The organism is Rathayibacter sp. AY1A3 (genome assembly GCF_002930975.1).
Classification (GTDB): Bacteria; Actinomycetota; Actinomycetes; order Actinomycetales; family Microbacteriaceae; genus Rathayibacter.
This window is the reverse complement of the sequence record NZ_PSTO01000011.1, coordinates 33,877-51,455: the sequence shown is the minus strand read 5'-3', so window position 1 is coordinate 51,455 and position 17,579 is coordinate 33,877. Positions and strand designations below refer to the sequence as shown.

The window sequence follows — 17,579 nt, the reverse complement described above, 5'->3', positions numbered from 1 at the left end:
CGCTCCCACCGGGCGCCCGGCCCGCGTCGATACACTCGGAACCCCCCGCCCCGACCCTCCCGGAAGCACATGCCCGACAGCCACGCCGCCCGCACCCCCTACGAGGTGCTGGGCGTCGCCGCCACCGCGTCCGACGACGAGCTCCGCCGGGCGTACCGGCTCCGCCTCCGCGAGACCCATCCGGACACGGGAGGCGACGCCGCGTCGTTCCACGCGGTGCAGCTCGCCTGGGAGCGGATCGGCAGCGCCTCCGCCCGCGGCGACTACGACCGAGGCGCTCCCGCCCCCGGGAGGTCCTCCCCGCAGTCGCCGTACACCGGCTCACCGCGCCCGCAGACCGCCTCGGCCGTGCGTGCCCGCTCCTACGGTCACCCGGGAGGCGCGGCGCGCGAGTACTACCTGCGCCTGGTGCGCGAGTGGCTCGGCCGCGGCGTCGAGACCGAGGACCCCTTCGACCCGGCGATCGTCCGCTCCGCTCCTCGCGAGGTCCGCTCCTGGCTCGCGAAGGCTCAGGCCGAGGAGGCGACGGCCGCGCTCGTCGGCGCGCTCGGCATCGCCTACACGATCTGGAACGACGTCGCGGTCGGCGACGGAGGGCTCAAGATCGACCACCTCGTGCTCGGACCGGCCGGCCTGCTCGCGCTGACCTCCGCCGACTGGGGCGATCCGGTCCGCCTGAGGAAGGGCGAGCTCGAGGGCCCCGGGATCGCCGAGGACGAGAAGCCGATCGCCTCGCTCGCGAAGGCCGCGCGCCGTCTCGGCCGCGAGCTGGGCGTCCGCTTCTCGACGAGCGTCGTGGTCGTGCCGGACGACGCGCTGGAGCAGCCGTTCGAGCAGGTCGAGCGCGGCAGGCACCAGGGCGCCGTCGTCATCCGCCGCTCGCTGCTGCCGCAGCTGCTGCGCTCCGGCACGGACGACCCGCGGCTCGGCGGGTACGGCGAGTCGTTCGAGGTCCGCACCCGCGTGCAGAACCGCATCCGCTTCGTCTGACACCGCGCTAGCCGCCGCTCGCGACCGGGGCAAGGGGTTAGCGCGCATCCGGCGCCCCGCCCACCATGGGACGTGCCCCCGGGCATCCCACGACGAGCGGAACGAGGACGGACCATGGTGCGATTCGGATACACCCTGATGACCGAGCAGAGCGGACCCAAGCAGCTGGTGGGCTACGCGGTCGACGCCGAGAGGCTCGGCTTCGAGTTCGCGGTCTCGAGCGACCACTACTCGCCGTGGCTGACCGAGCAGGGGCACGCCTCCTACGCCTGGACGATGCTCGGAGCGGTCGCGCAGGCCACGTCGACCATCGACCTCACGACCTACGTCACCGCGCCGACCATCCGCTACCACCCGGCCGTGGTCGCGCAGAAGGCCGCGACGCTCGCGATCCTCTCCGACGACCGCTTCACGCTCGGCCTCGGCTCGGGCGAGAACCTCAACGAGCACGTCGTCGGCGAGGGCTGGCCCTCGGTCGCCGTGCGCCAGGACATGCTCGAGGAGGCCGTCCACCTCATCCGCGAGCTGCACACCGGCGAGCTGGTGACCTGGGAGGGCGAGTACTTCCGCGTCGACTCCGCCCGCATCTGGGACCTGCCGGACAAGCCGGTCGAGATCGGCCTGGCGGTCTCGGGGGAGAAGTCGATCGCCCGCTTCGCGCCGATCGGCGACCACCTCATCACGACCGAGCCCGACGCGGAGCTGATCTCGCAGTGGACCGCGGTCCGCGGTGCGGACGCCGCCCCCTCGCGCACGATCGGCCAGATCCCGATCTGCTGGGCGCCGGACAAGGAGCAGGGAGTGGCGCTGGCCCACGAGCAGTTCCGCTGGTTCGCCGGCGGCTGGGCGGTCAACTCCGATCTGCCGACCCCCGCCGGCTTCGCCGGAGCGAGCCAGTTCGTGCGCCCGGAGGACGTCGCCGAGCAGATCGCCTGCGGCCCCGATCTCGACGAGCTCGCCCAGAGCTTCGTGCCCTACATCGAGGCGGGCTTCACCGACATCGCCCTCGTCCAGGTCGGCGACGAGCTGCAGCAGCGGTTCCTCGACGAGGCGGCGGAGGGGCTCCTGGAGCGCCTGCGCGCACTCGCCCCCTGAGGCCGCCGGCGGGTCGCGCGGTCAGAATCCGCGGAGGCGCTCGATGTCGCGCCGGTCGCGCTTGGTCGGGCGGCCCGCTCCGCGGTCACGGACGATCACGCCCGGCGCGGACTCCCGGGGTGGCGGCGGGGGCGTCCGGTCCTCCATGCACTCGGCAGCCACCGGCGCACCGACCCGCTTGACCACGAGTCCGCGGACGATCAGCTCCCGGTCGAAGCCGCCGATCCGGGCGCGGACCTCATCGCCCACCCGCACGGTCTGCGCCGCCTTGGCCCGCTCGCCGTTGACGCGGATGTGGCCGGCCCGAGCCGCGGTCGTCGCGGCGGAGCGCGTCTTGTAGATGCGCACCGCCCAGAGCCACGCGTCCACCCGCACGGCACCGGTCACCGGGATCTGCATCCCCCCAGTCTACGAACGGCGCCCGCTCGCCACCCACCCCGCGGTCCTACACTGGCCGCCGACAAGGAGGTTCCCATGAACCGAGACGACAGCATCTACACCGGAGCGGACGACGCGCTGCGGAGCGGCGACGACCGCATGGTCGCGGCGAACGACAGCTCCGGAGCCGGCGGAACCCGCGGCGACGTCGGCATGAGCACGACGAGCGGCGAGGGCACCGGGGTCCCCACCCGCGGCGCGCCTCCGCAGAGCGGATCCCCGTCCGAGCTGCGCCCCACCGGCTTCCCGCACGCGGGCCTGGAGTTCTCGCTCGTCCCGTCCGGGCACGAGGAGTGGCGGATCGAGCACCCGGGCGGTCGCACCGTCGGCGTCCTCGCCGTCATCTCGCACGCGGGCGAGGAGTCGGAGGCCGTGTTCGTCACGCGCCGCGTCGGCTCCGAGGACGCCGTGGCCGAGGGCACCGACTGGCGCGGCATCGTCTCGGCCGTGATCAACGACGAGGCGGCGGACGAGCGCGATCCGGTCCAGCTCGACCCCACCGTCGAGCACGTCCGCGGCGGACTGATCAGCCGCGGCCCCGCGGACGTCGACGGCCTCTCCTGAGCCCTCTCTCCTCCGGGACGCCGTCCGCGCTCGGCGCGGGGCGTCCCACGGGGAGGATCGGAGTCTCAGCGGGCGAGCAGCGCGGCGTTGATCCGGGCCGAGAGGTCGGCGTCGACGCGGCGGTCGGTCCCGTCGACGGCGCGGACAGGAGCGGCGTTGCGCGCGCTCGAGACCAGCCACGCCGCGTCCGCCGCCTCCAGATCGCCCGAGCGCAGCGGACGCACCGCCGTCTCGAGGCCGAGGCCCGGCGCGAGCGCGAACAGGTCGGCCTGCGTGGTGCCGGGCAGCAGCCCGAGGCTCGGCGGAGGAGTCACGAGCTCCCCGCCCGTCAGCAGCACGAGGTTCGAGGTCGGCCCCTCGAGCAGGTAGCCGTCGCTCGACACGAACAGGGCGTCGTCGGCACCGCGCCGGGCGGCCTCCCGCGCGGCCGCACGGTTCACCGCGTACGAGAGCGTCTTCGCGCCGGCGAGCAGCCAGGGGGACGTCGACTGGACGTCCGAGCGCAGCCCGCGGTCCAGGAGCACCACGCGCACGCCGTCGCGGCGGGCCGGGCCGAAGTCCGGGCTGGTCTGCACGAAGACGACGCCGGTGGGCCGCCCGCCGCCCTCGACGCCGCGGGTCAGGATCGTCTTCACCATCGCCTCGGCGACGGGCGGGTGCGCGGCCACCGCCGCTCCGATCGCCTCGAGCCAGGCGGCCCGGTCCGGCCGGGGCAGGTCGAGCATCCGGGCCGAGCGCTCGAAGCGGTCCAGGTGCGCGTCGAGCGCCTGCAGCCGTCCGTCGACGAGGTTGATCGTCTCGAACACGCCGTCGCCGCGGGTGAAGCCGAGGTCGGTGACGTCCAGATCGCCGCGCCCGCTCGGATCGATGCGGTGCGCGGGACCTCCCGGCGAGTGCGCCTCGGCGTCGAGGGAGGGTCGGTCGAGGACGACGAGGGTCTCAGCGGGCATGGGCGGTGCGGTCCTTCCGGGAGCGGCGGCGGGGGGAGAAGCGGAGCAGCGCGATCGTCAGCAGGGCGCCGATCAGGGAGCCGCTGCCGTTCGAGACCAGGTCCTGCACGTCGGAGACGCGGGTCGGCAGCCACAGCAGCTGCGCGGTCTCGACGGCCGCCGACACCCCGAGCCCGATGGCGGCGGCCCACAGGCGGCGCCCCGCCGGCAGTTGCGCGGCGATCAGCGCACCGAGCGGCACGAAGAGCAGCACGTTCGCGGTGAACTCCGCCACGTCGAAGTCGAACCAGCCGGTGAGCGGCGTGGAGGCGAGGAAGGCGATCATCCCGCGGATCAGCGCGTTGGGCTCCCCGGCCGGGTAGGGCGCGGGCGTCAGCGTGATCAGGGCGATCAGCGCGAGCCAGGCGAGCGTCGCGAGGCGGAGGGGTCTCGAGCGGCGCATCGTCCGATTCTGCCAGCCCGTCGGGGTCGGGTGCGGCGGGCGCGGTGTGGGAGGCTGGAGGGCATGACCAGCGAGGACCCCGGCGCGGACGCCGTGCTCCCGCGCCACCCCTTCGACGCGTCGCTCGGCGACGGCTGGGTCGAGATCGGCGACGGACGCCGCTTCTGGGGGCGCTTCGGCGCCGCCGGCCTCCTCCTGCGCGATCCGTCGGGACGCGTCCTGCTCCAGCACCGCGTCAGCTGGAGCCACTTCGGGGACACCTGGGGGCTGCCCGGCGGCGCCCGTCACCCCGAGGAGACGGCCTTCGAGGCGGCCCTCCGGGAGTCGGAGGAGGAGGCGGGCGTCCCCGCCGACCTGATCCGGCCCGTGCTCTCCAGCGTCGTCGTGATCGGACCGTGGAGCTACTCCACAGTCCTGGCCGAGTCCCGCGAGCACTTCACTCCCCGCATCAGCGACGCCGAGAGCACCGAGCTGCGCTGGGTCGCCCCCGACGAGGTCGACTCCCTGCCGCTGCACCCGGGCTTCGGAGCGGCCTGGCCGGGCCTGCGCGCGCTCGGCTCCTCGATCCCGGTGCTCGTCGTGGACGCCGCCAACGTGGTCGGCTCACGCCCCGACGGCTGGTGGCGCGACCGCGCCGGCGCCGCGGAGCGCCTCCTCGCCACCCTGGCCCGCCTCGCGGAGGCCGGCGTCCCCGGCCGTCTCCTGGGGATCGACGCCGACACGGTCTGGCCGCGCATCGCCGTGGTGCTCGAGGGAGCGGCGCGCGCCGCCCGCCCGGAGGCGGGCGCTCTCACGGAGCGGCTCACGGTCCACTCGGCCGACGGCTCGGGCGACGACGCGATCGTCGAGCTGGTCGGCGCGCTCGAGACCGCGGTCGTCGTCACGGCCGACCGGGGACTGGCCGCCCGCGTCGAGGCGCTCGGGGCCGCCGTGGTCGGTCCGCGCTCGCTGCTCGACCTCCTCGATCCCGCCCGGGAATAGGCCGCGGGGGCACCCGGTTGCATCCCCCATGGCTACGACTGCGATGACCCTCGACTCCCACGACCAGACGATCGCCGACGGCATCGTCCTCATCGACTTCTGGGCCGACTGGTGCGGCCCGTGCAAGCAGTTCGCTCCGGTCTTCGAGGCCACGAGCGAGAAGAACGCCGACATCACGTTCGCGAAGGTCGACACGGAGGACCAGCAGCAGCTCGCCGCGAGCTACGGCATCTCCTCCATCCCCACCCTCGTGGTGTACCGCGACGGGATCCCGCTGATGGCTCAGCCCGGCGCCCTGCCCGCCCCCGCGCTCGACAACCTGATCGAGCAGGTCCGCGGCCTCGACATGGTCGAGGTGCGCCGCCAGTACGAGGAGGCGAAGGCCGCTCAGGAGGCCGGCGCCGCCCCGCAGGCCTGATCCGCCCGGCGCCTCGACCCGCTCCGCAGGCGGGAGGCGCCCGCAGACGCACGAGAACCCCCGGCAGCCGTGAGGCCGCCGGGGGTTCCGTCGTTCCGAGCCGGGATCAGCCGGTGTTCTGCAGACCCGCCGCGACTCCGTTGACCGCGAGCAGGAGCAGCCGCTGGTTCTGCTCCGTCCCGGATCCGCCCGGGTCGGTGCGGAGCGCCTTCAGTGCGCGCAGCTGCAGGAGCGAGAGCGCGTTGACGTACGGGGTGCGCAGGCGCACGGCACGGCCGAGCACGCGGTGGCCCGTGAGCAGGCTCTCCTCGCCGGTGATCGAGAGCACCCAACGGCGGGTGAGCGCCATCTCGTCGAGCACGAGTCCGGCGAGGTCGTCGCGGGAGTCGAGGGCGAGGTAGCGGCGGGCGATGCCCTCGTCGGTCTTCGCGAGCGACATCTCGACGTTGTCGACCATCGTCGTGAACAGCGGCCAGGAGGCGTAGGCCTCGCGGAGCAGGTCGAGGTCGCCGACGGCCTCGAGCGCGCTGCCCAGCCCGAACCAGCCGGTCAGGTTGACGCGGGCCTGGGTCCAGGCGAACACCCACGGGATCGCTCGCAGGTCCTCGAGCGACTCGACGGAGAGGCCGCGGCGGGCCGGACGCGAGCCGAGGGCGAGCAGGCCCACCTCCTCCTGCGGGGTGACCCGGGCGAACCACGGCGCGAAGCCGTCGGCCTTCACGAGCTCGAAGAAGCGGCGGCGCGACTCGCGGTCCATCGTCGCCGCCACCTCGGCGAAGCGCTCCGCGGCGCCCGCGTTGCGCTCGCCGACCGCGGGGGAGGAGGCGAGCAGCGTCGCTCCCGCCACCTGCTCGATGTGCCGGGTGGCGATGTCCGGGTTGCCGTAGCGGGCGAAGATGACCTCGCCCTGCTCCGTCAGCTTGAAGCGGCCGTCCACCGATCCGGGCGGCTGCGCGAGGACGGCCCGGTTGGCCGGCCCGCCGCCGCGGCCGAGCGCTCCGCCGCGCCCGTGGAACAGCGTGAGCACGATGCCCTCGTCGGCCGCCCACTGCGCGATGCGCGCCTGCGCGTCGTAGAGCGCGAGCGTCGCCGAGACCGGTCCGACGTCCTTCGACGAGTCGGAGTAGCCGAGCATCACCTCGAGCCGGTTGCCGGTGGCCGCGAGGCGCGCCTGCACCTGGGGGAGGCGGATCATCTCGGCGAGGATGTCGGTCGAGGCGTCGAGGTCGGCGAAGGTCTCGAAGAGCGGGACCGCGTCGATGATCGGCGGCTTGCCGTCGGTCGCCGCCTCGGCCAGTTCGAAGACCGTCCGCAGGTCGTCGGCCGACTGCGTGAAGGAGACGATGTACCGCCTCGCCGCGTCGGTGCCGAAGCGCTCCTGGACCTTCGCGATCGCCCGGAACACCGACAGGACCTCGAGGCCGCGCTCGTCGAGCTCCTCGCCGGCGCGGATCGCGGCGATCGTCTCGCGGTGCACCTTCGAGTGCTGGCGCACCTCGATCTCGGCGAGGTGGAAGCCGAAGGTCTCGAGCTGCCAGACGAAGTCCTGGAGGTCGCCGTAGGCGGCGCGGACGTCCTCGGCCTCGACCAGGGACTCCTGGAGGGTGCGCAGCTCGGCCAGCAGCTCGGTGGCGGCGGAGTAGGCCAGCGGCCCCTCGGAGCGGGTCGCGGCCAGGCGCTCGGCCGCGAAGAGCAGGACGCGGCGGTGCGCCTCGTTGGGCGAGCGCTCGGCGATGTCGGCGGCGAGCTCGGGAGCCCGCTCGACGCAGGAGGCCCAGAGCGCCTCGACGGCGGCCGACGGGGGAGTGGTCGACGCGTCGAGGGTCAGCGCGCGGCCCACGCGGCGGGCGACGCGCTCGAGACCCATGAGGACGTGCTCGGAGGCGATGTCGACCGCAGCGAGGGTCGTCTCGGCGGTGACGAAGGGATTGCCGTCGCGGTCGCCGCCGATCCAGGTGCCCAGGCGGACGAAGGCCGGTGCGACCGGAGCCCGGGTGCCCGAGCCCTCGCCGAGCAGAGCGTCGTCGAGGCGGCGGTAGACCCGGGGGAGCACCGAGAACAGCGACTCGTCGAAGACGCTCATCGCGGTGCGCACCTCGTCGAGAGGAGTGGGCTTGGACTCGCGCAGCGGAGCGGTGCGCCACAGCGTGTCGACCTCGGCTAGCAGCTTGCGGCGGATCTCCACCAGCACGACGCCGCCCATGCGCGGGTCGTCTCGCTGCTCGAGCAGGTCGCTGATGCGGCGGATGGTCGAGGCCACCGCGCGGCGGCGCGCCTCGGTCGGGTGCGCCGTGAGGACAGGGCGGAACTCCAGCCGGGACAGGCGCGCGAACGCCTCGTCCTCCCCGAGCTCGCCGGTCAGCCGGCGCATCGAGGCGAGGATCGAGTCCTCGGGCGACTGCGCACCGGCGTCGGCCTCGCGCCGGCGCAGCACGCGGACGCGGTGGAACTCCTCCGCCACGTTGACGAGGTGGAAGTAGCAGGTGAACGCCCGGGCGACCTCCTCGGCGCGCTCGAGCGTGAGCGAGGCGACGAACTCCTCCGCCTCCGCGGTCCCGGCGGCGTCGCCACTGTCGTAGGCGCTGATCGTGAGCGCGCGCAGGCGCTCCACGTCCTCGTAGAGGGAGGGCTCGCCCGACTCGCGGAGCACCTGGCCGAGCAGCTCGCCCAGCAGGTGGACGTCGGCGCGGATCCTCTCGTCGAGCGGAGGCGCGGTCGTCCCGTCGGCGGAGGAGGGGGCGGTGGCGGAGGCGGGTGCTGCGGTCGCGGCGGACGCGTCGGAGAACGGAGGCACGGGAGAGACCTTAGCGGCGGTGCGTATCGAGCACATGACGCCTGCGTCACGATCCGAACTGGAATGATCGAGGGGTGACCGTGACAACCGCACCCCCCGCTCCCGCCGTCCAGACCGAGCAGGCGGCACCCCATGTCGTCGTGCTGTTCGGCGCCGTCGGCGACCTGGCCCGGCGCAAGCTCATCCCGGGGATGGCCCACCTCGCGCTCTCCTCCCTCGCACCGGACCTGCAGATCGTCGGCACCTCGCTCGAGGAGCACGACGACGCCTCGTTCCGCGCCTTCGCGAAGCTGGCCTACGACGAGTTCGGGAGCCGCTCCCTGACGCCGGCGCAGTGGGACGAGTTCGCGTCCAAGCTCCGCTACGTCCCGCAGTCCGCCGGTCCGGCCGCGCTGGCCGCCGCCGTGACCGACGCCGAGGCGGTCCTCGGCCCGGACGTGAGCCGGCTGCACTACCTCAGCGTCCCGCCCAGGGCAGCTCTCTCCGTCGTGCGGATGCTCGCCGAGGCCGGGCTGGTCGAGCGCTCGCGGATCATCATGGAGAAGCCGTTCGGCGTCGACCTCGAGAGCGCGGTCGTCCTCAACGCGGAGCTCCACGAGACCTTCAGCGAGGAGCAGATCTTCCGGATCGACCACTTCCTCGGCAAGGAGCCGGCGCAGAACATCCTGGCCTTCCGCTTCGCCAACGGCCTCTTCGAGCCCATCTGGAACCGCAACTTCATCGATCACGTCCAGATCGACATCCCCGAGCGCCTCACGCTCGACCGCCGCGCCGAGTTCTACGAGTCCACCGGCGCCTACAAGGACATGGTCGTCACCCACCTCTTCCAGGTGCTGGCGTTCATGGCGATGGAGCCGCCGACCGCGCTGGAGCCCCAGGCCATCAGCGAGGAGAAGAACAAGGTCTTCCGCTCGATGCGTCCGCTGAACCCCGAGAACGTGGTGCGCGGCCAGTACATCGGCTACCGCGACGAACCGGGCGTCGCCGCCGACTCCGAGACCGACACCTTCGTCGCGCTGAAGTGCGAGATCGACAACTGGCGCTGGGCGGGAGTGCCGTTCTACCTCCGCACCGGCAAGCGGATGGCCGAGGGCCAGCGCATCATCTCGATCGCGTTCCGCGAGCCCCCGAAGAGCATGTTCCCGCAGGGCTCCGGAGTCGGTGCCCACGGCCCGGACCACCTCACCTTCGACCTGGCGGACGCCTCGAAGGTCTCGCTCTCGTTCTACGGGAAGCGCCCCGGTCCCGGCATGCGGCTCGACAAGCTGAGCATGCAGTTCGCGCTCCAGGAGACCGACCGCGCGGGCGACGCGCTCGAGGCCTACGAGCGCCTGATCCTCGACGCGATGCGCGGAGACCACACGCTGTTCACCACCGCGGAGGGCATCGAGCGGCTCTGGGAGGTCTCCGCGCCGCTCCTGCAGGATCCGCCGCCCGTCCGTCTCTACGCGCCCGGCTCCTGGGGGCCGAACGCCATCCACCAGCTGATCGCGCCGCACGCCTGGCGCCTGCCGTTCGAGCGGGTCTGGCGCGACAAGCGCTGACCACGCCGCCGTGCGCCCCGCCTAGGCTGGGCGCATGGCGCGCACCGGTGAGGACCGGATCTGGACGGTCCCGAACGTCCTCAGCATGGTGCGTCTCGCGCTGGTGCCGGTGTTCCTCGTGCTCGTGGTCCTCGGCGAGGACGCGCTCGCGCTCCTGACCCTCGTCGTCTCGAGCCTCACCGACTACCTCGACGGCTGGATCGCGCGCCGCTTCGACCAGATGACGCGCCTCGGCCGCGTCCTCGATCCGGCCGCCGACCGCCTCTACATCTTCGCCACCGTGCTGGGCCTCGCGGCCCGCGGACTGGTGCCCTGGTGGCTGGTCGCCGTGCTGCTCGCCCGCGACCTGATGCTCGTGGTCCTGGCGGTCGTCCTGGCGAACAACGGCTACGGACCGCTTCCCGTGCACCACCTGGGGAAATTCGCGACCTTCTGCCTCTTCTACGCGCTCCCGCTGATCATGCTGGGGCAGGCGTTCCCGGCTCTCGCGCCCGCCTCGCTCCCCATCGCCTGGGCCTTCGCGCTGTGGGGCGCGTTCCTCTACTGGTGGGCCGGGATCGTCTACGCCGTCCAGACGCGGGACCTCGTCCTGGGGGTCCGCACAGGTGCTCAGGGGTCCGACGAGGGTCACGATTCGGATACGCTGACCTGATAGGAGGTACGTCTTGGTCGAGCCCGTCGGTGGAGCATCATCCGCCCAGCACAATTCCGTTCCCGGTGAGCCGTCGACGGAGACGACTCTGACGTTCACCGACGACATCGGTGCCCAGCTCGCCGCTCTCGACAACCGCGCGTCCCGCGAGGAGGCCGAGGCCGTCGGGGCTCTGCCCTCGGGATCCGCGCTGCTGGTCGTGCGCCGCGGACCGAACACCGGCGCCCGCTTCCTCCTCGACACCGACTCCACGACGGTCGGCCGTCACCCCGACGCGGGCATCTTCCTCGACGACGTCACGGTCTCGCGCCGGCACGCCGAGTTCGTCCGCCGCGGCACGGCGTTCGAGGTCCACGACCTCGGCTCCCTGAACGGCACCTACTTCGACGGGGTCCGGATCGAGTCCGCGATCCTCACCGACGGCTCCGAGGTGCAGGTCGGCAAGTTCCGACTCACCTTCTACGCGTCCCGCGCCGACCTCGTCGCCGCTCCGGACGCGTGAGCCGTGGGCCGCTCCTCCGCGCGCGCCCTCCCCACCGGCTCCGCCGCTCTGCTGAGCATCGGGCAGGTGCTGGCCAGGCTGACCAGTGAGTTCCCGGACGTCACCCCGTCCAAGCTGCGCTTCCTCGAGGAGCAGGGGCTCGTCTCGCCGGCCCGCACCGACTCCGGCTACCGCAAGTTCTCGGGCTCCGACGTCGAGCGGCTCCGGATGATCCTCGCTCTGCAGCGCGACCACTACCTCCCCCTCAAGGTCATCCGCGGATACCTCGACGACATCGACGCCGGACGCGAGCCCGCCCTGCCGGCCGGTGTCGGGGGTCCGAGCGCCTCGCTCCTCGGCCCCGCCACGCGGTTGACCCGCGAGGGCCTCGCGGCCGAGTCCGGTGCCACGCCCGCTCTCGTCCAGGAGGCCATCGCCGCCGGGCTCGTGCGGGGCGGCGACGTGTTCGGGGACGAGGCCGTGACGACGCTCAAGGCGCTCGTCGACCTCGGCCGATCGGGTATCGAGCCCCGTCACCTCCGACCGCTCCGCGTCGCCGTCGAGCGCGAGATGTCGCTCATCGAGAGCGTCGTCGCCTCCAGCGCCCGCCGCGGAGAGGCGTCCGGCTCCGCCGGTGCTGCCGAGAACGCGGTGGGGCTCGCGACCCAGCTGGGCACGATCCGCGGGGCGATGGTGCGCAGCGCCCTCTCGCGGATCGCCCGCTCGTGAGGGCCGCGCCGCCGGCCGACGGGCGGCCCGTGCGACACGCCGCGGCGCCGAGGCCGATGTCGTTTACTCGGCCTGCGCCGGTCGGTACGGTAGGGAGCGCGTTCGGAGGATCCGGCGTCCGGATCCGAGAGGCACAGGGATGAGAGAAGTCAGCCGCGACGTCAGCGGCCAGCGCGACCTCGTCCTGTTCACCGACGGACTGCCCGAGCTCGACGCCGACGCGGGCTACCGCGGGGCCGTCGCGGCGCGCGCCGCGGGGATCACCTACCGGCAGCTCGACTACTGGGCGCGGACCGAGCTCGTCGAGCCCACCGTGCGCGGCGCGTCCGGCTCCGGCACGCAGCGCCTCTACGGCTTCCGCGACATCCTCGTGCTGAAGCTGGTCAAGCGCCTGCTCGACACCGGGATCTCGCTCCAGCAGATCCGCACGGCGGTCAACCAGCTCCGCGAGTCCGGGGTCGACGACCTCGCGCAGACGACCCTGATGAGCGACGGCGCGAGCGTCTACCTCTGCACCTCGAACGACGAGGTCATCGACCTGCTCAGCCGCGGCCAGGGCGTCTTCGGCATCGCCGTCGGCAAGGTCCTCCGCGAGGTCGAGTCGAGCCTCGTCGAGCTCGACCACCAGTCGGTCGACCCGGGCGACGAGCTCGCCCAGCGCCGCGCCTCCCGCCGCGTCGGCTGACCGCCCACCCCTCGCGGGTCGGCCGCTGCTCCGGGGACTCCCGGGTCTCCTCCGCGCGCTCAACTGGTCAGGAGCGGACCCGCCTGCAGCCGTGCTGTGCGAGCAACGGGCGCCACCCGAGTCTCACCGTGCTGGTCGAATGGCGGGCCCCGCCCGCGTGAACCGTCCACCGGACGCGAGCTCCCCGCCGATCACGCCCGCTCACCCTGCTGGTCCGATGACGGGCTCCGTCCGTGTCCCGCCCTGCGGATCCGACGACGGGCTCCGCCCGCGCATCGAGAGTCCGCGCTGATCTCCGACGCCGAGCGTCCGCCGGCGCCGACCCTGGCACTCCTCGGGCACCGAGCATCGCCCGCGTCCCGAGACCTCGAGCCGGAGAAGTCCGGCGGACCCGCCGGCCCTAGGTCGCGGCGGGGACCTGCTCGCCGATGCGACCGGTACGGATCACGCGGTCGAGCAGCAGGTCGAAGTTGTGCGCCATCTCCTGAGCGCTCTCCCCGGGCCAGACGTGCACGGGCTTCGCCGCGCCCTGCGCCTGCTGGAGGGAGGTGCGCTCCGGGAGCTGCGGGCTGAGCACGAGCGGTCCGAACATGTCGCGCAGCTCCTTGATCCGGAACTGGTGCTCCAGCGACTGGACGCGGGCGCGATTGACGATGATGCCCAGCGGCTGGAGGCGCGGACTGAGTCCGCGGCGGATCTCCTCGATCGCCCGGAGCGCCCGGTCGGCGGCGGCCACCGAGAACAGGCCCGGCTCCGTGACGACGGCGACGCGGTCGCTCGCGGCCCACGCCGTGCGGGTCAGGGCGTTGAGCGAGGGGGCGCAGTCGATCAGCACGAGGTCGTAGTCGGCCTCGACGCTCGCGAGGGCCTCCTCGAGCTTCCAGATGTCGCGGATGCTGGGGTGCGGCCCGTCGAAGTTGATCGCGGAGGGGCTGCCGATCAGCACGTCGATCGTGCCGTGGTGCTCCTTGGTCCAGCCGGAGGGGGCGATCGCCGAGCGGACGATCTTCTCCTTCGGCGACGTCAGGACGTCGGCGATGTTGAGGTGGCCGGCGACGTTGATGTCCATTCCGGTCGACACGTCGGACTGGGGGTCGAGGTCGACGACCAGCGTTCGCAGGCCCTTCGAGAACGCCGCGGATGCAAGGCCGAGCGTCACCGTGGTCTTGCCGACGCCGCCCTTGAGGGAGCTCACGCTGAGTACATGCATGGCTGACTACTTTACGTTCCTCCGGGCGGCAGAACCTAACCGTTCGCTGCACGCGCCGTCCGCGCCGCCTCCGGAAGCGGGCCGCACTAGCAGTCGGAGCGCGCTCCGACCAAGCCGCCCGGCGCGATCCGGGCCCGCCGGTACACTCGTTCTGAGCGGAAGGAGGCTCGTTCGCATGGATGAGCGCAACGACGAACAGCCCGACACCGGCACCGGTCCCACGCCGCGGACCGCCATGGACGCGGCTCGGGAATCGGGTCAGTACTCCCCGCGGGCGAGCGACACCGCTCCGACCCTCCTGCCCGACGGCGTGCGGATCACCCCGCCCGGCCCGCGGCGCCGCTCCACCGCCCCCGCTCCGGTCGAGGACGAGGACGCGATCGACGTCGGCCGCCTCGGCCTGCCGCCCTCGCGCTCGCACGCTCTCGTGCCCCCGGAGCCGAGTCCTGCTCCGACCCCCTCACCGGCTCCCGCTCATCCGTCCGGCGCGAACGGACCGGTCTCGGCGGGGATCCCCGCCCGAGCGGAGTCCGCCGAGAAGCCCGCGGCGTCCGAGTCCGCGGGGGAGCCCGCCGCCGTCCCCACGCGCCGCGACCGCCTCCGCGCCGAGTCCTCGAGCGCCGCTCCCGCCCCGTCCGCGCCGAGCGCCGCCGTCCCCGAGTCGGCGTCGATGCTCACCCCGGACAGGCTCCTGGAGGTCAACCGCAAGACCCGTCCCGCTCCCACGGGCGGCTGGCACCGCTTCCTCTACGGCCTGACCTTCCACACGGTCAACCTCGGCGACTCCGCGAAGGTGAAGGCGTGGAAGGCGATGGACGAGCGGATCGGCCGGCAGTTCGAGGGCGGCACCCGCTTCGTCCCGGTCATGACCCGCAAGGGCGGCGTCGGCAAGACGACGGTCACGACGCTCCTGGGCATGGCCCTCGCCGATGCGCGCGAGGACCGCATCATCGCGGTCGACGCGAACCCCGACCGCGGCACCCTGGCCGAGCGCGTCCCCAAGCAGACGCGGGCGACCGTCCGCGATGTCGTGAACCGCGCGGCCGGCGTGACCGGATTCACCGAGTTCTCGACGATGGTCTCCCGCGACGAGACCCGCCTCGACGTCCTCGCCTCCGACACCGACCCGCAGCTCTCCGAGGCCTTCGACGAGGACGACTACAACGTGGTCGCCGATCTGGTCGAGCGCTTCTACTCGATCATGCTCACCGACTGCGGCACGGGCATCGTGCACTCGGTGATGCGGCCCACGCTGCAGCGCGCCGACACAGTGGTGATCGTCTCGGGCGGCAGCGTCGACGAGGCCCGCCTGGCCTCCGAGACCCTCACCTGGCTGGACGCGAACGGCTACGGCGCCCTGGTGCGCAACGCGGTCGTCGCGCTCAACACGGCGACGCAGGGCACGAGCCTGGTGAAGCTGGAGGAGATCGAGTCGCACTTCCGCTCCCGCGTCCGCGACATCGTCCGCATCCCCTACGACCCGGTGCTCGCCGCCGGCTCCGTGGTGAAGTGGGAGCAGCTGCGCGAGGGCACGAAGGACGCCGCACGCCTGCTCGCCGCGCTCGTGGTCGAGGGCATGCCGGTCCGACGTGTCTGAGCCCCGGGGCTCCGGGGCGGCGTCCGCCGCGCACCAGGACCGCACCGACGGGCCCGACGCGTCCACCGACGCCTTCGACCTGATCGTCGTCGGGGCCGGCTCCGGCAACTCGATCGTCGGTCCGGAGTTCGACGGCCTGCGGGTCGCGATCCTCGACGATGGCGAGTGGTTCGGCGGCACCTGCCTCAACGCCGGCTGCATCCCGACCAAGATGTTCGTCCATGTCGCCGACGTGGTCACCGACGTCGACCAGGGCGGCCCGATCGGCGTCCACTCCCGCCTCCGCCGCCCCGAGTGGGCCGAGGTGCGCGACCGGGTCTTCGGCCGGATCGACGCGATCAGCGAGGGCGGGTTCGAGTACCGCGATCAGCGCTCCCCGAACGTGACCGTCCTCCGCGAGAGCTTCGGCTTCGAGTCGCTCGGAGACGGCGACCGCCCGCACGTCCTCGTCAGCGCCAGCGGTGCCCGCATCAGTGCGCCGCAGGTGGTCGTGGCCGCCGGCTCGCGGCCCAGGCCGCTCCTGGCCGCGTACGAGCCGGACCCCCGCATCCATGACTCCTCCTCCGTCATGCGGCTCGACGAGCTCCCCGAGCGGATGCTGATCCTCGGCGGCGGCGCGGTGGCCGTCGAGTTCGCCCACGTCTTCTCCTCCTTCGGCACGGCCGTGACCGTCGCCGTCCGCGGCGACCGCCTCCTCCGCGCCCTCGACGAGGACGTCTCGCGCCGGTTCACCGGGATCGCCGCCGAGCGGTACACGGTGCTCACCGGAGTGAGCGCCGAGAGCGTCGACGCCCGCCCTGACGGGCTCCGCGTCGCCCTCAGCGACGGCACGACGGTCGAGACCGACCTGCTGCTCGTCGCGCTCGGCCGCGACCCCAACAGCGACACGGTCGCCGCCGCCTCCGTCGGGATCGATCTGCACGAGGACGGCCGGATCAGCGTCGACCCCGAGCAGCGCGTCCTCTCCGGCGGACACCCCGTGCCCGGCCTCTTCGCCCTCGGCGACGTGTCGTCCCGCTGGCAGCTCAAGCACGTCGCCAACCACGAGGCGCGCCTCGTGGCGCACAACCTCCTGCACCCGGGCGAGCTGCTCTCCGACACCCTCTCGCCGGTGCCCGGCGCGATCTTCGCCCACCCGCAGATCGCCCACTTCGGGCTCACCGCGGCCGAAGCGCGAGACCAGGGCCTGGACGTCGTCACCGTCACCCAGGAGTACGGCTCCACCGCCTTCGGCTGGGCGCTCGAGGACGACTCCAGCGCCTGCCTCCTGGTCGTCGGACTCGACGGCGCCCTCCTCGGCGCGCACATCATCGGGCCGCAGGCCAGTATCCTCATTCAGCCGCTCGTCCAGGCCGCCAGCGCCGGCACCGGCATCCGCGGACTCGCCCGCAGCCAGTACTGGCCGCACCCCGCAGCGAGCGAAGTCGTCGAGAACGCCCTCCTGAGCGCGGAGGAGGCCCTGAGGGAGCGCACCACATGACCGAACGCCAGATCCGCATCTTCGGGGACCCGGTGCTGAAGACCCCGTCCACGACCATCGAGACGGTCGACGCCGGCGTCCGCGGCCTCGTCGAGGACCTCGTCGACAGCGTCCGCCCGCCCGGACGCGCCGGCGTCGCAGCCCCCCAGATCGGCGTCAACCTCCGCGCCTTCAGCTACAACGTCGACGGCGTCATCGGCTACATCCTCAACCCCGAGATCATCGAGCTCAGCGGAGACCCGCGACCGGTCGACGAGGGCTGCCTCTCCGTCCCGAACCTCTGGTACCCCGCGATCCGCTACCCGCACGCGAAGGTCCGCGGCACCGACCTCGACGGCAACGAGATCGTCCTCGAAGGCGACGGCCTCATGGCCCAGGCCCTCCAGCACGAATGCGACCACCTCGACGGACGCCTCTACCTCGACCGCCTCTCCCAGGACGACCGCCGCGCCGCCATGAAGGCCGTCCGGGAATCCGACTGGTTCTGAGTTCGATTCCGGGCCGGTCCCTGCCCGGCCCGGCGCGGTCG

General features: G+C 73.0%; 18 protein-coding genes. 13 read left to right on the top strand and 5 right to left on the bottom strand.

The window, feature by feature from the left end; translation table 11 throughout:
* Positions 1-69: 69 nt before the first annotated feature.
* Positions 70-990 (top strand): J domain-containing protein, encoded by a 921-nt coding sequence (locus C5C10_RS07285; RefSeq protein WP_104222564.1) that lies wholly within the window; start codon positions 70-72, stop codon positions 988-990.
* A gap of 114 nt (positions 991-1,104) precedes the next feature.
* Positions 1,105-2,085 carry a TIGR03557 family F420-dependent LLM class oxidoreductase gene (locus C5C10_RS07280; protein ID WP_104328921.1) on the top strand — a complete coding sequence of 327 codons (981 nt, stop codon included), beginning with the start codon at positions 1,105-1,107 and terminating at the stop codon, positions 2,083-2,085.
* Positions 2,086-2,106: 21 nt separating this feature from the next.
* On the opposite strand, the gene C5C10_RS07275 is transcribed toward C5C10_RS07280, so the two are convergent.
* Positions 2,107-2,484 (bottom strand): RNA-binding S4 domain-containing protein, encoded by a 378-nt coding sequence (locus C5C10_RS07275; protein WP_181027140.1) that lies wholly within the window; start codon positions 2,482-2,484, stop codon positions 2,107-2,109.
* A 75-nt stretch (positions 2,485-2,559) separates the two neighbouring features.
* Here C5C10_RS07275 and C5C10_RS07270 point away from each other — a divergent pair, with 75 nt between their 5' ends.
* Complete coding sequence (locus tag C5C10_RS07270; RefSeq protein WP_104225386.1) at positions 2,560-3,087, top strand: hypothetical protein; 528 nt, start codon at positions 2,560-2,562, stop codon at positions 3,085-3,087.
* A gap of 65 nt (positions 3,088-3,152) precedes the next feature.
* On the opposite strand, the gene C5C10_RS07265 is transcribed toward C5C10_RS07270, so the two are convergent.
* Together C5C10_RS07265 and C5C10_RS07260 are read right to left on the bottom strand one after the other, a co-directional pair.
* Positions 3,153-4,037 carry an aminotransferase class IV gene (locus C5C10_RS07265; RefSeq protein WP_104328920.1) on the bottom strand — a complete coding sequence of 295 codons (885 nt, stop codon included), beginning with the start codon at positions 4,035-4,037 and terminating at the stop codon, positions 3,153-3,155.
* On the bottom strand, positions 4,027-4,479 hold the full coding sequence (locus C5C10_RS07260) for a VanZ family protein (RefSeq protein WP_104328919.1): 453 nt from the start codon (positions 4,477-4,479) through the stop codon (positions 4,027-4,029). Before C5C10_RS07260 ends, C5C10_RS07265 begins: the two co-directional genes overlap by 11 nt.
* Positions 4,480-4,542: 63 nt before the next feature.
* Here C5C10_RS07260 and C5C10_RS07255 point away from each other — a divergent pair, with 63 nt between their 5' ends.
* Together C5C10_RS07255 and trxA are read left to right on the top strand one after the other, a co-directional pair.
* Positions 4,543-5,460: an NUDIX domain-containing protein gene (locus C5C10_RS07255; protein WP_104315567.1), complete on the top strand. Its 918-nt coding sequence runs from the start codon at positions 4,543-4,545 to the stop codon at positions 5,458-5,460.
* A gap of 28 nt (positions 5,461-5,488) precedes the next feature.
* The gene (gene trxA, locus C5C10_RS07250; protein ID WP_104225382.1) at positions 5,489-5,878 is read left to right on the top strand and encodes a thioredoxin; all 390 of its coding nucleotides are present in this window, start codon (positions 5,489-5,491) and stop codon (positions 5,876-5,878) included.
* Positions 5,879-5,984: 106 nt separating this feature from the next.
* Here the strand turns inward: trxA and C5C10_RS07245 are convergent, their stop codons facing one another.
* Positions 5,985-8,672 carry a phosphoenolpyruvate carboxylase gene (locus tag C5C10_RS07245; RefSeq protein WP_374953343.1) on the bottom strand — a complete coding sequence of 896 codons (2,688 nt, stop codon included), beginning with the start codon at positions 8,670-8,672 and terminating at the stop codon, positions 5,985-5,987.
* 80 nt (positions 8,673-8,752) lie between these two features.
* Between C5C10_RS07245 and zwf the strand changes: the two genes are divergently transcribed.
* The 5 genes from zwf to C5C10_RS07220 all read left to right on the top strand — a co-directional run bounded on the left by zwf (position 8,753) and on the right by C5C10_RS07220 (position 12,763).
* Positions 8,753-10,216 (top strand): glucose-6-phosphate dehydrogenase, encoded by a 1,464-nt coding sequence (gene zwf, locus C5C10_RS07240; RefSeq protein WP_104225448.1) that lies wholly within the window; start codon positions 8,753-8,755, stop codon positions 10,214-10,216.
* 34 nt (positions 10,217-10,250) lie between these two features.
* Positions 10,251-10,868 carry a CDP-alcohol phosphatidyltransferase family protein gene (locus C5C10_RS07235; RefSeq protein WP_104222572.1) on the top strand — a complete coding sequence of 206 codons (618 nt, stop codon included), beginning with the start codon at positions 10,251-10,253 and terminating at the stop codon, positions 10,866-10,868.
* A gap of 13 nt (positions 10,869-10,881) precedes the next feature.
* Positions 10,882-11,370 carry an FHA domain-containing protein gene (locus C5C10_RS07230; protein WP_104222573.1) on the top strand — a complete coding sequence of 163 codons (489 nt, stop codon included), beginning with the start codon at positions 10,882-10,884 and terminating at the stop codon, positions 11,368-11,370.
* A 3-nt stretch (positions 11,371-11,373) separates the two neighbouring features.
* Positions 11,374-12,078: a MerR family transcriptional regulator gene (locus tag C5C10_RS07225; RefSeq protein ID WP_104222574.1), complete on the top strand. Its 705-nt coding sequence runs from the start codon at positions 11,374-11,376 to the stop codon at positions 12,076-12,078.
* Positions 12,079-12,217: 139 nt separating this feature from the next.
* Positions 12,218-12,763: a MerR family transcriptional regulator gene (locus C5C10_RS07220; RefSeq protein ID WP_104222575.1), complete on the top strand. Its 546-nt coding sequence runs from the start codon at positions 12,218-12,220 to the stop codon at positions 12,761-12,763.
* 400 nt (positions 12,764-13,163) lie between these two features.
* Here the strand turns inward: C5C10_RS07220 and C5C10_RS07215 are convergent, their stop codons facing one another.
* Entirely contained in the window at positions 13,164-13,973 is an 810-nt protein-coding gene (locus C5C10_RS07215) for a ParA family protein (RefSeq protein ID WP_104222576.1), read from the bottom strand.
* A gap of 175 nt (positions 13,974-14,148) precedes the next feature.
* On the opposite strand from C5C10_RS07215, the gene C5C10_RS07210 reads away from it, so the two are divergent.
* From C5C10_RS07210 to def, 3 genes are read left to right on the top strand one after another with little or no spacing between them, the layout of a single operon-like run.
* Positions 14,149-15,570 carry a MinD/ParA family protein gene (locus tag C5C10_RS07210; RefSeq protein WP_258059940.1) on the top strand — a complete coding sequence of 474 codons (1,422 nt, stop codon included), beginning with the start codon at positions 14,149-14,151 and terminating at the stop codon, positions 15,568-15,570.
* Entirely contained in the window at positions 15,563-17,050 is a 1,488-nt protein-coding gene (locus C5C10_RS07205; RefSeq protein WP_104328917.1) for a mycothione reductase, read from the top strand. The genes C5C10_RS07210 and C5C10_RS07205 overlap by 8 nt, the downstream gene beginning before the upstream one ends.
* Positions 17,047-17,538 (top strand): peptide deformylase, encoded by a 492-nt coding sequence (def, locus tag C5C10_RS07200; RefSeq protein WP_104225378.1) that lies wholly within the window; start codon positions 17,047-17,049, stop codon positions 17,536-17,538. Before C5C10_RS07205 ends, def begins: the two co-directional genes overlap by 4 nt.
* Positions 17,539-17,579: the final 41 nt, after the last annotated feature.

Bases quoted from the DNA above. Each gene is read 5' to 3' on its own strand.
- C5C10_RS07255 (WP_104315567.1), top strand. From the start codon at position 4,543: ATGACCAGCGAGGACCCCGGCGCGGACGCCGTGCTCCCGCGCCACCCC.
- C5C10_RS07275 (WP_181027140.1), bottom strand. From the start codon at position 2,484: ATGCAGATCCCGGTGACCGGTGCCGTGCGGGTGGACGCGTGGCTCTGG.
- C5C10_RS07270 (WP_104225386.1), top strand. From the start codon at position 2,560: ATGAACCGAGACGACAGCATCTACACCGGAGCGGACGACGCGCTGCGG.
- C5C10_RS07260 (WP_104328919.1), bottom strand. From the start codon at position 4,479: ATGCGCCGCTCGAGACCCCTCCGCCTCGCGACGCTCGCCTGGCTCGCG.
- C5C10_RS07210 (WP_258059940.1), top strand. From the start codon at position 14,149: ATGGATGAGCGCAACGACGAACAGCCCGACACCGGCACCGGTCCCACG.
- trxA (WP_104225382.1), top strand. From the start codon at position 5,489: ATGGCTACGACTGCGATGACCCTCGACTCCCACGACCAGACGATCGCC.
- C5C10_RS07280 (WP_104328921.1), top strand. From the start codon at position 1,105: ATGGTGCGATTCGGATACACCCTGATGACCGAGCAGAGCGGACCCAAG.
- C5C10_RS07215 (WP_104222576.1), bottom strand. From the start codon at position 13,973: ATGCATGTACTCAGCGTGAGCTCCCTCAAGGGCGGCGTCGGCAAGACC.
- C5C10_RS07235 (WP_104222572.1), top strand. From the start codon at position 10,251: ATGGCGCGCACCGGTGAGGACCGGATCTGGACGGTCCCGAACGTCCTC.
- C5C10_RS07220 (WP_104222575.1), top strand. From the start codon at position 12,218: ATGAGAGAAGTCAGCCGCGACGTCAGCGGCCAGCGCGACCTCGTCCTG.
- C5C10_RS07285 (WP_104222564.1), top strand. From the start codon at position 70: ATGCCCGACAGCCACGCCGCCCGCACCCCCTACGAGGTGCTGGGCGTC.
- C5C10_RS07265 (WP_104328920.1), bottom strand. From the start codon at position 4,037: ATGCCCGCTGAGACCCTCGTCGTCCTCGACCGACCCTCCCTCGACGCC.
- def (WP_104225378.1), top strand. From the start codon at position 17,047: ATGACCGAACGCCAGATCCGCATCTTCGGGGACCCGGTGCTGAAGACC.